Annotated in this window: 13 protein-coding genes; 8 read left to right on the forward strand and 5 right to left on the reverse strand. The window is 41.4% G+C overall.

What is annotated here, in order from left to right:
* The first annotated feature begins 221 nt into the window (after positions 1 to 221).
* The 3 genes from yidD to CQ839_RS06430 all read left to right on the forward strand — a co-directional run bounded on the left by yidD (position 222) and on the right by CQ839_RS06430 (position 3713).
* On the forward strand, positions 222 to 953 hold the full coding sequence (gene yidD / locus CQ839_RS06420; protein WP_103667452.1) for a membrane protein insertion efficiency factor YidD: 732 nt from the start codon (positions 222 to 224) through the stop codon (positions 951 to 953).
* Between the two features lie 35 nt (positions 954 to 988).
* Positions 989 to 2740, forward strand: coding sequence for a succinate dehydrogenase/fumarate reductase flavoprotein subunit (locus CQ839_RS06425; protein ID WP_103667453.1), 1752 nt, complete (start codon positions 989 to 991; stop codon positions 2738 to 2740).
* Between the two features lie 112 nt (positions 2741 to 2852).
* The gene (locus CQ839_RS06430) at positions 2853 to 3713 is read left to right on the forward strand and encodes a pentapeptide repeat-containing protein (protein WP_103667454.1); all 861 of its coding nucleotides are present in this window, start codon (positions 2853 to 2855) and stop codon (positions 3711 to 3713) included.
* 145 nt (positions 3714 to 3858) lie between these two features.
* Here CQ839_RS06430 and CQ839_RS06435 read toward each other — a convergent pair whose 3' ends face one another.
* Complete coding sequence (locus CQ839_RS06435) at positions 3859 to 5094, reverse strand: murein hydrolase activator EnvC (protein WP_103667455.1); 1236 nt, start codon at positions 5092 to 5094, stop codon at positions 3859 to 3861.
* A gap of 386 nt (positions 5095 to 5480) precedes the next feature.
* Here CQ839_RS06435 and CQ839_RS06440 point away from each other — a divergent pair, with 386 nt between their 5' ends.
* On the forward strand, positions 5481 to 5720 hold the full coding sequence (locus CQ839_RS06440; RefSeq protein WP_103667456.1) for a hypothetical protein: 240 nt from the start codon (positions 5481 to 5483) through the stop codon (positions 5718 to 5720).
* Positions 5721 to 5788: 68 nt separating this feature from the next.
* Here the strand turns inward: CQ839_RS06440 and ppk2 are convergent, their stop codons facing one another.
* The 4 genes from ppk2 to CQ839_RS06460 all read right to left on the reverse strand — a co-directional run bounded on the left by ppk2 (position 5789) and on the right by CQ839_RS06460 (position 10819).
* Positions 5789 to 6793 carry a polyphosphate kinase 2 gene (gene ppk2, locus CQ839_RS06445; RefSeq protein ID WP_103667607.1) on the reverse strand — a complete coding sequence of 335 codons (1005 nt, stop codon included), beginning with the start codon at positions 6791 to 6793 and terminating at the stop codon, positions 5789 to 5791.
* A gap of 151 nt (positions 6794 to 6944) precedes the next feature.
* Entirely contained in the window at positions 6945 to 8291 is a 1347-nt protein-coding gene (locus tag CQ839_RS06450) for a UDP-glucose/GDP-mannose dehydrogenase family protein (RefSeq protein ID WP_103667457.1), read from the reverse strand.
* A gap of 81 nt (positions 8292 to 8372) precedes the next feature.
* On the reverse strand, positions 8373 to 9314 hold the full coding sequence (locus CQ839_RS06455) for a UDP-glucuronic acid decarboxylase family protein (protein ID WP_103667458.1): 942 nt from the start codon (positions 9312 to 9314) through the stop codon (positions 8373 to 8375).
* Positions 9315 to 9316: 2 nt separating this feature from the next.
* Complete coding sequence (locus CQ839_RS06460) at positions 9317 to 10819, reverse strand: polysaccharide biosynthesis/export family protein (RefSeq protein WP_103667459.1); 1503 nt, start codon at positions 10817 to 10819, stop codon at positions 9317 to 9319.
* 159 nt (positions 10820 to 10978) lie between these two features.
* Between CQ839_RS06460 and CQ839_RS06465 the strand changes: the two genes are divergently transcribed.
* From CQ839_RS06465 to ndk, 4 genes are all read left to right on the forward strand, one after another.
* On the forward strand, positions 10979 to 11716 hold the full coding sequence (locus tag CQ839_RS06465) for an HAD family hydrolase (RefSeq protein WP_103667460.1): 738 nt from the start codon (positions 10979 to 10981) through the stop codon (positions 11714 to 11716).
* A gap of 114 nt (positions 11717 to 11830) precedes the next feature.
* Positions 11831 to 12478 (forward strand): riboflavin synthase, encoded by a 648-nt coding sequence (gene ribE, locus CQ839_RS06470; RefSeq protein WP_103667461.1) that lies wholly within the window; start codon positions 11831 to 11833, stop codon positions 12476 to 12478.
* A gap of 216 nt (positions 12479 to 12694) precedes the next feature.
* Positions 12695 to 13957, forward strand: a complete 1263-nt coding sequence (locus CQ839_RS06475) for an acyltransferase (RefSeq protein ID WP_181016126.1) — start codon at positions 12695 to 12697, stop codon at positions 13955 to 13957.
* Between the two features lie 298 nt (positions 13958 to 14255).
* Positions 14256 to 14705: a nucleoside-diphosphate kinase gene (ndk, locus tag CQ839_RS06480; protein ID WP_103667463.1), complete on the forward strand. Its 450-nt coding sequence runs from the start codon at positions 14256 to 14258 to the stop codon at positions 14703 to 14705.
* The last annotated feature ends 128 nt before the right edge of the window (positions 14706 to 14833 follow it).

Consider the following 14833-nt stretch of genomic DNA (forward strand, 5'->3'; position numbering starts at 1 on the left):
CTCAAAAGTAGAGGGTTGTGGTTTATGAGATTAGCAATCGATACTCATTCCATTTTGTTAATGTGATTTATGAAATAGGCGATCGCTACTAAATCACAAATGGAATGGTATTGGAGATTATGGAAATCAAATTTTTGAAAGAATTATTAAGATTTATGGAGGCTAGCTTAAAGGCTCTTGTATCATAGCCAAGCTATTAAATTACTCACTGATGGCGACAAATGCAGACAAGAATCCCTGTAAAAATTCCGATCGCCAATATCATCAACGGGGCAACGCGGGGCTTAGCAGTTACCGCCATTAGTGGCTATCAAAGATTTATTTCTCCCCATAAAGGCTTTTCTTGCGCTCATCGCGTATTGTATGGCTGTGAGTCTTGTTCACAGTACTTTAAGCAGGTGATTGCAAAAGAGGGGATCTTGACGGCGATCGCAAATGCGAAGGGGCGATTTCAGGAATGCCGAGAAGCTAATGAGATTTTAAAAAAACGCAGAGAAAGAACTAAGGCTCGTCGCCAGTATTACGCTAGTCGTTTACCTAACTCAATCATAGCCATTGAATCAGGCGATCCAGAAAATCCTGATGTGCCTGAAGATTCTGAAGATACAGGTAAATCGAGTAGACAGAAACTTGGGGGCGCACAATGGGGACGTAAGCAACAAAGACAAGTCAACAATAACAACAATAATGGTGGAGGAAACAATAACTGTGATTATGTTGATTGTTCTGACTGTAGTTATGCACTTGATGTACTGCCTAATGATTGTGGAAGCGATCGCGATTGTAAAAATCCATTTGAGGCAGTTGATTGTCCCGATTTAAGTTGTCCTAATCTAAGCTGTCCTGATTTAAGCTGTGGCAATGCTGACTGTTTATCAGGAATGGATTGCAGTGGGCTAGACTGTGGAGGGCTAGATTGTGGAGGTGTTGGTGACTGTGGTAGTTGTGGCTAAGCTGATATTTAAAAAAACTTTTCAAAAAAAATTCTATGATCGAGCATGATGTGTTAATTATTGGTGGTGGACTAGCTGGCTCTAGAGCCGCACTTGCGATCGCCCAAAACTATCCTAATCTTAGTGTAGGACTCATTTCTAAAGTACATCCAATCCGATCGCATTCCGTCGCCGCACAGGGAGGAATCGCGGCTTCACTTAGGAATGTTGATAATGATGACTGGCTCACCCATGCCTTTGATACAATCAAAGGTTCCGATTATCTTGCCGATCAGAATGCCGTTCAAATTTTGACAGAATCTGCTCCCGAAGTAATTATTGATTTAGAACATTTAGGAGTTCTTTTCTCACGGGCTGAAAATGGTAAGATTTCGCAACGAGCATTTGGAGGACATACAAATAGCCGTGCTTGCTATGCGGCGGACAAAACTGGTCATGCAATTTTGCACGAATTGGTGATGAATCTGCGGCGATTAGGCGGCAAGATTTATGAAGAATGGTATGTGATGCAGTTGATCTATGAAGATGGCACAAATGGAACAGAAGTAAAGGGCTTTGTTGCTTATTGTTTGGAAACTTCGCAGATAGAAGTATTTCGAGCGAGAGTCGTATTGATGGCTACAGGCGGATATGGCAGAGTTTTTAATACTACTTCCAACGATTTTGCCTCAACAGGGGATGGCTTATGTCTGACCGCAAATATTGGATTGCCGCTACAAGATATGGAATTTGTGCAATTCCATCCCACAGGTTTATATCCTGCTGGAGTATTGATCTCCGAAGCAGTGCGCGGTGAAGGAGCTTATTTGATTAATGATTTAGGCGATCGCTTTATGGCAAATTATCCGATTAGCAAAAATCGGATGGAACTATCACCCCGTGATATCACCTCTCGCAATATTGCCTGCGAAATCATGGCGGGACGCGGCATTAATGGCAAAAACTATGTGCATTTAGATGTGCGCCATTTAGGTCGAGAGAAAATCTTAAGTCGGATTCCCTTTGCTCGCGAAGAGGGCTTGCGCCTAGCTGGGGTGGACTGTATCGATCATCCCCTGCCCGTGCGTCCGACTGCACATTACTCCATGGGCGGTATTCCCACAAATATCGATTGTCAGGTAATTGGTGTTGATAGCCATGCGATTGCAGGCTTTTTTGCAGCAGGTGAATGTGCTTGCTTGTCGGTACATGGCGCAAATCGTTTGGGTGCAAATTCATTATTAGAATGTGTGGTCTTTGGTAAACGCGCTGGCGAAAAAATGGGAGCATATGCCAGCGATCGCACCATGCCCAAGCTCGATCCCCGTCCATATCTTGCTGACGCTGAAGCTAAGCTAAAAGGCGTATTGTCAAAACAAGGTAATTCGCGCATTGCCGATATTCGCCAACAACTGCAAGATACGATGACTGAGCATTGCGGAATTTTTCGTGATGCTCAGCGGTTGCAAGACGGCTTAGCGAAGCTACAAACTATTCGCGATCGCTATGACCATGATTTATTAGTAGATGATCGCAGTTCTGTATTTAATATGGAGATGATGCAGGCGATCGAATTAAAAAGTTTGCTTACAGTCGGCGAAATCATTATGTCCAGTGCCTTGTCACGCCAAGAAAGTCGCGGCGCACATTCCCGTGAAGATTATCCTCAAAGGGATGATGCGAATTATCTCAAACATACTCTCGGCTATCTGGAAAGTGGTAAGGTAAAGACTAGCGATCGTTCAGTTGATATGAGCTTGCAATTGATTGATCGCGATCGTTTTACCCCCCAAGAACGAAAATATTAAAATTTATAAAGCTAAACTTCAAATATAAAACCCAGAATTGATGGGGCGGCGAAGCTGCCCCATCAATTCTCTAAAATCTGAAACTGTACTAGCAGTATGAGTAAAAGTAACTGTGGCGAAAGAAGAATTTATAAAACTGCTTAATCAAGGCGTAAATATCTGGAACAAATGGAGAGAATCCCATCCCGATATTCGTGGCGTTGATCTTAGTGAAATTCAGCTAGAGGATCTAGATCTGACGGGGATAGACCTGAGTATGGTTAATTTGCGTGGGGCAAAGTTGCATAACGTGAAGATGTCTTCTGCTAACTTGCGCGGTGCAGATTTAAGTATGGCAAATCTAAGAGGTATAGTGCTTAAGGGGGCAAACCTTAGTGCATCTCACCTTAGTATGGTTTGTCTTAGTGAAGCTGATCTTAGCCAAGCAAATCTAAGTGGCGCAGATCTACGGGGATCAAATCTGCGTTTAGCTAAACTCGATCTCGCTGATCTATCAACAACTAAGCTCAATATGTCTAGCTTGAATGGATCGAGCATGATCGGCGCAATTCTCATTGGGGCAAATTTAAGCCGAGCCGAATTAAGGGAAGCTAATCTTGCGGGAACTGATTTTAGTCGGGCTAATTTGAGTGAAGCTGATCTATCTCACAGTAATCTCAATGTCTCTACTCTGGTGGGTACAGATTTGATTGGCGCGACTTTGGTAGATATTGATCTTAGCGAGTCAAATTTGACGCGGGCAAATTTAATCGGTGCAAATCTTTATCGTGCTAACCTTTGTGGCTGCGATCTGATTGGAGCAGATCTTCGCGGGGCAAATTGTAGTGAAGCCTATTTTATTGGCGCTGATTTAAGTCGTGCAGATCTTAATCGAGCCGAGTTTACCAGTGCAAACCTCAGCAAAGCCAATTTTAGTGGTGCAAATACCGAAACAACTGATTTCCAAGATGCAATTTTGCCCGATGTTTGGTAACGGGTAATACCAAAACATAAAATGGCGTAGCCATTTTATGTTTTGGTATTACCCTTACTGGGTTTGGTTTGTAATTCACGAAAGTGTGGCAACACTTTTGTGAATTGGTATAGGGTAGTGGCAATTTATGAATTGTCACTACGTTCTAGAGATATGCGGCGGGATCGACAGGCTCTCCATTTGCTCGCAACTCAAAGTGTAAATGTGGACCAGTCGAAAAGCCTGTAGAACCAACTGCTGCGATTGGTTGACCTTTAGCGACAACATCGCCATCCTTAACATATAGATCACTACAATGGGCATAAAGCGTGGTCATCCCATTTCCATGATCAACAATCACAGCATTACCATAGCCCCCATACCAATCCGCATAAATTACTCGCCCCTCTGCACTCGCATAAATTAAACTGCCGTAATCAGCGCCAAAATCGATACCTGAGTGGAAGCGCTCGGTTCCCAAAATTGGATGTGTACGCCAACCAAAGTTGCTAGTCACTGGCCCAATCGTCGGGTACATCAGTTGTCCAGTCCCTGGAGGCAGAATTAGTCCATCATAGGGCTGTACTTTTGCCAAAATAATTTGCGATAGACGACGCGAATCTTCCGCAAGGCGATCTTCAGCTTGAGATAATGCTTGGCGATCGCTCTTTAACCGATCAATCGTATTTTGCTGAGCAACAGCTTCAGCTTCAATATTAGATTTTTGATATTTCAGTTTTTGAGTCAATAGCTCAATCTCATTTTTTTGAGCAACTATCTGATTACGCTGTTTTTCGACTTGATTAGATCTTTGAGTCAAGTCTTCAAGAAGCTTGCGATCGCGGTCATAAATGCGCTCAATTTGACGACGGCGATCGGCAAATTGATTTAGATCTTGGCTGCTGAGGAGCGTTACCCACCAACGTTGTAATTGTTGCCTTTGCAAATATTGCAACCGCGCCGTAGTTGCGCCACGTCTTTTATTGAGGTCGTACTCTAGATCTTGTAGTTTTGTACTGAGTTTTTGGAGTTGCTCTCTTGCTTGACGAATTTTTTTCTCGTTGTCTTTAATCTGAGTATCCGTAACCCTAACATTTCGCTTTAAAGCATCAAGCCGAGATTGAGCAGGCTTAGTGAGAGCGTTAATTTGTTCTTGTTGTTTCTGGATAATTTGTCGTTGTTGATCGACAAAGTTTTGATAATTTTTTAGCTCATCCACAGACTGAGCTTGCGTTGGAGCAATCTGCGCTAGCGTTAAGATGCAGCATATCGCGATCGCCACAATTGCTATTCCTAAACCCCAAAATAGACGCGCAATTATCTGCCCAATTTTTTGTATTTTTGGGGAATTAATCAACCAAGGCTTGCTAATTATTTTTTGCCAATAATGGCGATCGCGCATTCAGTTCACCAGATATCCACACACTATAGCGATTTAGAGTTTGTCAACGTCAAACTCTAAACTCAAAAGCCTTACTGGATTTGATTTTTTGAGTTTCAAACGAGCATACACTCAATTAAAAACTGCTATAGGGCAAGATTTTAACCGCATTTTGTCACTAAGTGAAACCAAATTTTGATCAAAAGAATTGCTGAAAATTATTGCAATCCGCAAAAAAAAATTAAATCTTTAACTTTTAATAATATTTCTGTATCTTTTAATACCAAAGATTGTATATATAATAATTTCATGACATACTTTGTTCTTGAACTCTAAAATTAGCACTTAAAAAATTGCTTTATAAAGTTGATTGATAAAGTTCATTGATAAATTGTAGAAATAAAGCTATGAAAACTTCCACACGTCAACAACCATCCAGAACCACTAAGAATATTCGGCAAAACTCCTCTCCTCATTGCCTTATCCCCTTGCCCTCTAAGTGGGTAACTTTGTTAGAACCACCGATTTATAGTTGTTACGATGAAGCCTTGTTGATGTGTCAATATCCTGATGGTTATTGGGCAGCATGGATTCCTGATTTTGGAGAAATCAAATTACATTCAGGTCAGTTTTGTCGGATGTCTTAGAGCCAAAATCTGCCATAAAAGCCATGCTTTGTATGGCTTTTATGGCAGATTTAATGTCTCGTTTGCTCTTAATTTTCTTTGGAACTATCTGTGTTTTTAGAAAGAGGAATATTAGGAACAAAATTCTGAAGTCGCATCGGTGGCCTTACATAATCCATCTCACTTTGGCGAGGAGGAAGCTCAATCTTTATAGGAGTTAAGTCCTCATAAGGAACTTGACTCAATAGATGGGAAATGCAGTTGATGTGCGCCCGCCGTTTATCATCAGAACTAACCACATTCCAAGGAGATTGCTTGATATCAGTGGCATTGAACATATCATCCTTCGCCTTAGAATATTCTACCCACTTGGCTCTTGCTTCCAAATCCATTGGACTGATTTTCCAACGCTTAAGCGGATTCTCAATCCGTTCTTGAAATCTCTTTTCTTGTTCTTCGTCACTGACAGAGAACCAATACTTGATGAGAATAATTCCTGCCCGTTGTAGCATACATTCAAACTCAGGACAAGAACGTAAGAATTCAACATACTCTTCGTGGGTGCAGAAATTCATGACGCGCTCTACTCCAGCACGGTTGTACCAACTACGGTCAAATAGCACAATCTCACCAGCAGAAGGAAGATGGGCGGCATACCGTTGAAAGTACCACTGGGTTTTTTCGCGATCAGAAGGTGTTCCCAAGGCTATGACTTTACAAACACGAGGATTCAAGCATGATGTAATTCGCTTAATCGTGCCACCTTTGCCTGCTGCATCCCGTCCTTCAAATAGAACGACCACCTTTAGCTTTTTATGTTTTACCCACTCCTGTAGTTTTACCAGCTCAATATGTAGTCGGTTAAGCTCTTTCTCATAAACTGCCTTCGATAGCTTCTCTAGTGACCCACCAGACTTAGCCTTCTCTTTGTCAACTTTTTTGCCTTCGGGCGATTCCATTTCAATTTGCTTTGATGATTTGATTGAGAAATCATCAGATTTAGACTTCTTCTTACTCGTCTTTTTAGCTTGCATCGGTTTCATCACCAGATGATCTTGAGAGCCTTTGCTGTTGCTATTATCTTTTTTTGCCATGCGTATCCACCATTTTTGTATGGTTCTTACTACAGTATATATATTCCTATCAACATAACTGCTAAGCATCAAAATATACAGGAATTAAGCTTTTATACCAATTCACAAAAGTGTGACAACACTTCTGTGAATTAAAACCAAATCCTGTAAGTTAACGCCCAATGCCAATATATTGATATCCCAGAGACTTAAGGGCTTTGCCATCAAGGAAGTTACGAGCATCGATAATTACAGGATGTGCCATCAGAGTCAGCATCTTAGAATAGTCGATCGCGAGAAACTCTTGCCAATCTGTCACCAATACCACTGCATCACAACCGTCTGCTAATCGCTCTAGATCGGTTTCCACAATCACATTCGTGAAGCCTTGACGCAATCCTGATTGAGAAACTAGCGGATCATAGGCTTTAACTCTTGCACCCAAACGATTGAGCTGATCGATTAAGGTCAACGCAGGTGCGTCACGCATATCATCAGTATCTGGCTTAAAGGTCATTCCCAATAAACCTATGGTTTTACCCTTGAGGATTTTTAGAGCTTGCTGTAGCTTCTCAACAACTAGCGTTCGCTGTAATTCATTCACCCGTACACAAGCTTTCAAAATCTCTGTGGAATAGCCATAGTCCTCAGCGGTGTAGATTAGAGCCGAGACATCTTTGCCAAAGCAGGAGCCGCCCCAGCCAATACCAGCTTGCAAGAACTTAGAGCCAATACGCGAATCTAAACCAATCCCCTTGGCAACTTCTCTAACATCTGCACCAACACGATCGCAAATATTCGCAACTTCATTAATAAAGCTAATCTTGGTAGCCAGAAATGCATTTGCTGCATACTTAATCATTTCGGCTGAGTTTAAATCAGTAACTACCACAGGCACTGGTGGCAGAGTCTTGTCCTCAGCAAAAGAGCGATCAATAATTGGTGCATAAAGCTCTTGCATGAGCTTAAGAGCACGATCGCTGCCACTGCCAACCACAATGCGATCGGGATTAAACGTATCAAAAACGGCTACACCCTCGCGTAGAAACTCTGGGTTACTAACCACATCAAACTGAATCTGATCGATATTACTTTTGCCTAACATTCCATCCATTACAATCATGCGTACCCAGTCGCCAGACCCAATTGGCACTGTAGACTTGTTGACGATCACACGATATCCATCGGTAAGACTTTCGCCAATACTCCGTGCAACTGCCTCTACATAGCGCATATCGCTGCGACCATCAGCTAGAGATGGCGTACCCACAGCAATGAATAGAATCTCACCATGATTTACACCCGCCGCAATATCTGTTGTAAATTCGATTTTCCCTTGACGAATTGACTCAGCTATAACTTCAGGCAATCCTGGCTCATGGATGGGCGATTGTCCTGACTTCATCAGCTTGACTTTTTCCTCGTTATTATCGACGCAAATCACATCATGACCAATGTAGGCGAGACAAGCACCTGTGACTAAACCCACATAACCAGTTCCAATTACACAAACACGCATGTTCAATTACCTAATAATTTTTTGCTGTTCAGAATCAAATCTCAGTTCAATAGTCAGAAACTGTTGAACTGAGCTTGGTTTTTATAATTCCTTATTATTTACGCGATCGCGGAAATAAGCGATCGTCTTTGATAGACCATCTGTTAACTGAACGGTTGGCTCCCAACCTAAATGCAATTTAGCTTGCGAAATATCGGGTTGGCGGCGTTGGGGATCATCTTGAGGCAGAGGCTTAAAGATTATTTCTGTTGTGGGATCGATCATATTTTGAATGGTTTGAGCCAATTGCAGAATTGTATATTCTCCAGGATTTCCCAAGTTCACAGGACCAATGTAATTACCATTCATCAAACGTATCAATCCTTCTACAAGATCTGATACATAGCAAAAGCTACGAGTCTGAGAGCCATCTCCATAAATAGTGAGCGGAATTCCTTTAAGAGCTTGAACCACAAAATTACTAACGACACGTCCATCGTTTTCAAGCATTCGCGCACCATGGGTATTGAAAATCCGTGCAACACGAATCTCAATGTCAAACTGACGATGATAATCAAAAGTTATCGTCTCTGCAATGCGTTTACCTTCGTCATAGCAACTGCGAATGCCTGTGCAATTGACGTTACCCCAGTAGCTTTCGACTTGGGGATGAATTAGAGGATCCCCGTAAACTTCCGAAGTCGAAGCTAACAAAATTCTTGCTTTGGACTGTTTAGCCAATTCCAACATATTTAGCGTTCCTAAAAAATTGGTTTTAGCAGTTTGAATTGGATCAGATTGATAATGTACTGGTGAGGCTGGACAAGCAAGGTGATAAATTTGATCGACATTGTTAATCATGATCGAATCGACAATATCATGCTTAATAAATTGAAAGTTAGGATGATTGCTCCATTGAGAGTTATTAGATGTCCTTCCCGTGTAAAGGTTATCAATGCAAATAACTTCATGCCCAGATTCCATCAAGCGATCAACTAGATGCGATCCAATGAAGCCAGCACCGCCAGTAACTATAGTTTTCATGTTTATCTTCTAAAAAGGTTGTTCACTAAGGAGAAAGGCGTAACGATATTACCAAGAAATCTCGTAGCCGAATTAAGCAGGCTTGAACCAAAGGATGGACGTACTACAATCACATCGCGATCGCGTAAGCCAGGGTTAGATTCTTCATTTAAAGGAAGATTCAAATCAGCAATTAGATTGCGTCGCATAATCGAGCCATCGGGATTGACTCGATAAAGCTCAACCGCTCGCCAATCTGCATCATTGGTTAGTCCACCTGCAAAAGAAATTGCTTCGGTAAACGAACTATTCGGTCTCATTTGTATCGGTCCAGGACGAACAGCTTCGCCAACTACTTGCACAGTAATTACTGTAGGAGAAAAAGTTGCTTTAGCGACCTGTAGATATTCTGTTGGATTCGTTTTCTCTAATCGGGGTACAGTAATCAAGTCGCCATCTGTAAGAGTGATATCTTGACTGAGATCGGCTTTGGTAATCAGATCCAGCAAATTCGCTTTAACAATTGTGCGCTGCCCCTTATCATTCAATCGTGAAATCTGCACATTGCGAATATCGGCAATTTCAGTTACTCCATTTGCTGATTGTAAGGCTCGGCTTAGAGTAACTGGCCCTCCACCTGATGCTGTTCCAGCCGCAGTGGTCGCACCTGTAAGCCCAGTGGGAACAACACCATTCCTAGAGTAAACCAAAGTTTGAGGCCCCACCCGATTAACCTCACCAACGATCGCTACCTGAATAGTAAAGGTGTCAGGGGAAAAAGTTGAGTTGCTGACGGTGCGAGGTTGAGATGCACTTGCTTGAGATAATGGTGGTACAAGAATTGAATCTCCATCAAGAATGCGAACATCCTGACTAATATCGCCCTTTTCTAACAGGTTTTGGAGGTTAACCTTAATGATGCGGCGACCGAGAGTGCCATCACGACGTGAAATTTGAATATTACTGATATCGGCTCGTGAAGTGATCCCAGAAGCTGATTCCAATGCTCTTGTTAATGTTGCCGCATTGCTACCCAACCCTGTTGTTCCTGCATAAGTCAAAAAACGTGGGCCTGGGCGATTCACTTCGCCGACGATCGCAATATTTAACGGACGAGGAGAAATTAAAGATATATTGACAATATTCCTCACAAGAAATGGGTTAAGTTTTTCTCGCAGTAGAGCATTTGCTTCATCTAATCCTAACCCTTCTAGCTTGACTGCACCGATTAAGGAAATATTGATCGTTCCATCAGGTGCGATCGTTTGAGTTCCTGAAAGTTCTGGTACGTTAAAAACTTCGATCTTGATATTGTCTCCTGCACCAAGAGTGTAGCGAAATGTATCTTGAGATTCACTTACATTTAAAGTCTGTGTACCACCATTAAGATTGCCTAATGGCTTGAGGTTAGAATTTGATGCTGGGGCTGAAGGTTTTTCAATTGTGGTGGTCTGTGCCCAAGCAGGTAATGGAGTACAGGCAATTAATATCAATAGAATTAATTTGTTAAACTGAGATATATGCATAAAAGTGCTCCTTACTCTAACCATCTCATCATTAGAAACTGAACATCTGTCATAATGGAATGTAGTTTTAATACAATATTAGAGGCAGTTTTTACAAGATTTGGCAGCCATTGTATCAGTATGACTAATAGTTTATCTCAGTAATTTTCCCTAAATATAATGCGATCGCCACAGGTTATTTATGTAGATGCAGTTGGTACTTTGTTTGGGGTTAGAGGTAGTGTGGGTGAACAATATGCCAAAATTGCGACAGATTTTGATGTTAGCCTTGACCCTCAGTTAATTAATCGCGCTTTTTACGAAGTTTTTCAAACTGCACCAAGGATTGCTTTTCCTAATTTGCCCCAGTCTGATATCCTGACCGCTGAATATCAATGGTGGCGATCGCTTGCTGAAAAAACTTTTAGTCAAACAGGTGATTTAGCAAAATTCCTAGACTTTGAAGGCTTCTTTAAGAGTCTTTATGCTTATTTTGCAACAGCTGAACCTTGGTTTATTTATGAAGATACTCGATTAGCGCTGGATGCATGGCAGCAACAAGGCATTACTTTGGGCGTGCTATCAAATTTTGACAGTCGGATCTACTCGGTCATGGCGAATTTAGACCTAGAGGATTACTTTAGTTCAATTACAATCTCCACGGAAATTGGCGCAGCTAAGCCAGATCCCTTGATTTTTGCAGCAGCACTTGCAAAACATCAAATTGAGGGCTCGCCTGATTTGGCATGGCATATTGGTGATAGTTTTAGCGAAGATTACGTAGGGGCTTCTGCGATTGGAATTAAATCATTTTGGCTAAATCGAGATCGTCAACCAACCACAAATATAGCTAAGCAGTCAGCACGTACCATTGATAAGTTGACTTTTCTTGCAGTAGACGAAATATTTATACGTTAAGGATAGGAGGCGCTTCGCGCCTCCTATCCTTAACGTATTTGAAGTGTTGTAAAGTGAATAATTAGTGTTGCGAGGCAAATTCTCGCAACACTAATTATTCACTGGGAAGGGAGTATGTTTACAGGACTTGTTCAAACTATCGGAATTATTGAGCAACGCGATCGCGATCGCCTTGTGATTCATTGTCCAGATCTCGTTGCCAATATTGCGATCGGCGATAGTGTCGCTGTGAATGGGGTATGTCTTACCGCAACTTATATCTCTGATACTAATTTTGTGGCTGATGTTTCGCCTGAAACCCTTGGACGTACTAATTTTGGCGATCGCAAATTAAAGTATGTCAATCTCGAAACTGCTCTAGCCGTTGGTGATAAAATCGGTGGTCATTTTGTCTCAGGACATATTGATGGCATGGGCAAATTAAGCGATCGCGCTCTCATTGGTAACTCGTGGGAGCTAAGCTTTGAAGCTATTCCTGAAGTTGCACGTTACATAGTATTTAAAGGTAGTATTGCAATTAACGGCATTAGCCTCACCATTTCCTATTGCAACGACTCAGGTACAAATTTTCGAGTTGCTGTAATTCCACATACATACGACAAAACTACTTTAAAAGATCTTGATATTGGTAGTTCAGTTCATCTAGAAGGTGATTTGCTTGGTAAATATGTAGAGAAATTTCTCAAGGTTGGTAATAATCCTAATTTTAATCACAATATTTCTTTAATCACTCCAGAATTTCTCGTTGAAAATGGTTGGTAGTTCTTTGTATAGCCATGTAAGAGATAGCTAGGACTTAAAACCCAAATTAATAAAGGCGGAGCTTCGCTCCGCCTTTATTAATTTGGGTTTTAAGTCCTAAGCAAAGCTCACATTGCTATAGCTTCATCTCACTTTTTGGGCTTAATATTGCTGAGTTAATATGATGGTCGTGATATTCTTAGCCATTGAATAATCCTGTAGCAATTACTTATGCCAATGGAAAATCAAGTTTCAGATGATAACGATCTACGAGATCGTTTTGTCCCAGCACTTGACATTCAAACAGAAGGTCGCAAATATGATTACGCTTTAGACGGCTTGCGAGGACTGGCGGCGCTCTGGGTTGCCTATTCGCACATATTTTTCTATGAATTTAAGCTCGATCCTGCTTACCATCCCACATTTTCCTTTGGCTCCTTTTTTAATGCGGCTCATGGCGGAATTTTAATTTTCTTTGCTTTATCTGGTTATGTAATTGGACTCACCAATCAATTGCCATTTTCCAAATCCAATGCCATTCGTTATTTATTAAGAAGATTTATTCGTTTATATCCAATCTACCTAATTGCAATTATTTTAGGCGTACTGGCTTCTCCAACAGACTCATGGAAAACGATCGTTGGCAATTTGTTTTTCTTGCAAGGTGGCGTATCGGCATTGTTATCTGGCAATGGAGTGCTTTGGACTTTGCATTATGAAATTGTTTACTACATAGTTTTTCTGGCTATTTGGTATTTTCGCCCCAAAGTTATGCCATTAATGCTTGGTTCACTAACGGTTGCCAGTCTATCTCCTTGGATTCCTTTGTTCCCGCCCATTATTTCGGGTTACGCCGCAGGCTGGGTATTCTGGTTATTTGGATTATGGCTTGCTTGGAAACAGCCAATCTCTGGATCTTTTGCTAAATTGCCAGTTGTCTCTTATATCTTGCTCTTTATTGCTACAGACAAACTAACCATCGGTAAAACCTTATTGAGTAACTTTGGTTTTGCAGGGATTGCCCTACCAGAAATTAGTATTACCGATTTTGTTTACTTTCCTCTATGCGCTGTGCTGTTTTCAGCTTTTACCAAACGACAAATTCCTTATTTACGTTTGCTTGTTATGATCGCGATCGCATTGCCCCTCTTTCAAACCAGCTATCTCTTCGCAACTAAACAGCTCTTTAATGTCGATGGTTGGGTAATTGCCGCAGTGCAAATGTTTTTAGGTTTTGGGCTTTGGGGCTGGGCAGTAAGTCCCGATATATTTTCCAAGCTGACGTTTTTTGGCAGTATCTCCTACGGTATTTATGTTTTACATATGCCCATGCTGAATTTTGTGCATAGAATTTCTATCTTGAGCGGTTCCCCCATCAGTTTTATAATTCGCCTATTTATATGGACTGCTCTAACCCTTGGTATTGCTTATATATTGGAACTCAAGTTGCAACCTAAGATCAAGCAATGGTTTCAGAAAAATGTCCTTAATCACATCTAGGGTTATTTTAGGTAAGGTAATTTCTAAGGTATAGCAATGCAACCAAAAAAGAAGAGTGGCGGCGTGGAGTGCCGCCACTCTTCTTTTTTGGCTATCATCAGTACTAGGAAAAAACCAAGAATTTAGTGGCGGTGCAGCGCACCGCCACTAAATTCTTGGTTTTTTGATTTGTCCAAAGACAAGTGGACTGTAGCTATAACTCAAGTATTGCTATAACTTTATTTTATTTGCGTTCCCTAAAATGAAATAATGCTTTCTGTAAACTTCTTTACAATTGCTTAATACTTTTACAGAGATCATGGAACGTACTTTTTTGGCAGTTAAGCCCGATGGCGTACAACGTCACCTAGTCGGAGAAATTATTCGTCGTTATGAAACCAAAGGCTTTAAGCTCGTGGGACTCAAATTGATCCACCCAACCCGCGAACTAGCCGAAAAGCATTATGCAGTGCATAAAGAAAGACCCTTCTTTGCTGGACTAGTTGACTTTATTACTTCTGGTCCTGTTGTTGCAATGGTTTGGGAAGGCGATGGTGTAGTTGCCTCAGCCCGTAAAATCATTGGCGCAACCAATCCTCTTACTGCTGAGCCAGGTACAATTCGCGGTGACTATGGTGCAAATATCGGACGCAACATTATTCATGGCTCTGATGCGATCGAGACTGCTCAAACCGAGATTGCACTGTGGTTTAACTCAGAAGAACTAGTTGAATGGACTCCAAGTATGACTTCTTGGATTTACGAATAGTCAGAATATGAGCAAAAAAGAGCGCTTGGCGCTCTTTTTTTGTCAATGATGGGTTGTGGGCGGTTACCTCGACTCTACCCAAAGGTTTATTGACAAAACTTTACAATTTGATATAGTTGTTTACATAA

Source organism: Pseudanabaena sp. BC1403 (assembly GCF_002914585.1).
In the GTDB taxonomy this organism is placed as follows: domain Bacteria; phylum Cyanobacteriota; class Cyanobacteriia; order Pseudanabaenales; family Pseudanabaenaceae; genus Pseudanabaena.

Bases quoted from the DNA above. Each gene is read 5' to 3' on its own strand.
- yidD (WP_103667452.1), top strand. From the start codon at position 222: ATGCAGACAAGAATCCCTGTAAAAATTCCGATCGCCAATATCATCAAC.
- CQ839_RS06425 (WP_103667453.1), top strand. From the start codon at position 989: ATGATCGAGCATGATGTGTTAATTATTGGTGGTGGACTAGCTGGCTCT.
- CQ839_RS06435 (WP_103667455.1), bottom strand. From the start codon at position 5,094: ATGCGCGATCGCCATTATTGGCAAAAAATAATTAGCAAGCCTTGGTTG.
- CQ839_RS06440 (WP_103667456.1), top strand. From the start codon at position 5,481: ATGAAAACTTCCACACGTCAACAACCATCCAGAACCACTAAGAATATT.
- ppk2 (WP_103667607.1), bottom strand. From the start codon at position 6,793: ATGGCAAAAAAAGATAATAGCAACAGCAAAGGCTCTCAAGATCATCTG.
- CQ839_RS06450 (WP_103667457.1), bottom strand. From the start codon at position 8,291: ATGCGTGTTTGTGTAATTGGAACTGGTTATGTGGGTTTAGTCACAGGT.
- CQ839_RS06455 (WP_103667458.1), bottom strand. From the start codon at position 9,314: ATGAAAACTATAGTTACTGGCGGTGCTGGCTTCATTGGATCGCATCTA.
- CQ839_RS06460 (WP_103667459.1), bottom strand. From the start codon at position 10,819: ATGCATATATCTCAGTTTAACAAATTAATTCTATTGATATTAATTGCC.
- CQ839_RS06465 (WP_103667460.1), top strand. From the start codon at position 10,979: ATGCGATCGCCACAGGTTATTTATGTAGATGCAGTTGGTACTTTGTTT.
- ribE (WP_103667461.1), top strand. From the start codon at position 11,831: ATGTTTACAGGACTTGTTCAAACTATCGGAATTATTGAGCAACGCGAT.
- CQ839_RS06475 (WP_181016126.1), top strand. From the start codon at position 12,695: ATGGAAAATCAAGTTTCAGATGATAACGATCTACGAGATCGTTTTGTC.
- ndk (WP_103667463.1), top strand. From the start codon at position 14,256: ATGGAACGTACTTTTTTGGCAGTTAAGCCCGATGGCGTACAACGTCAC.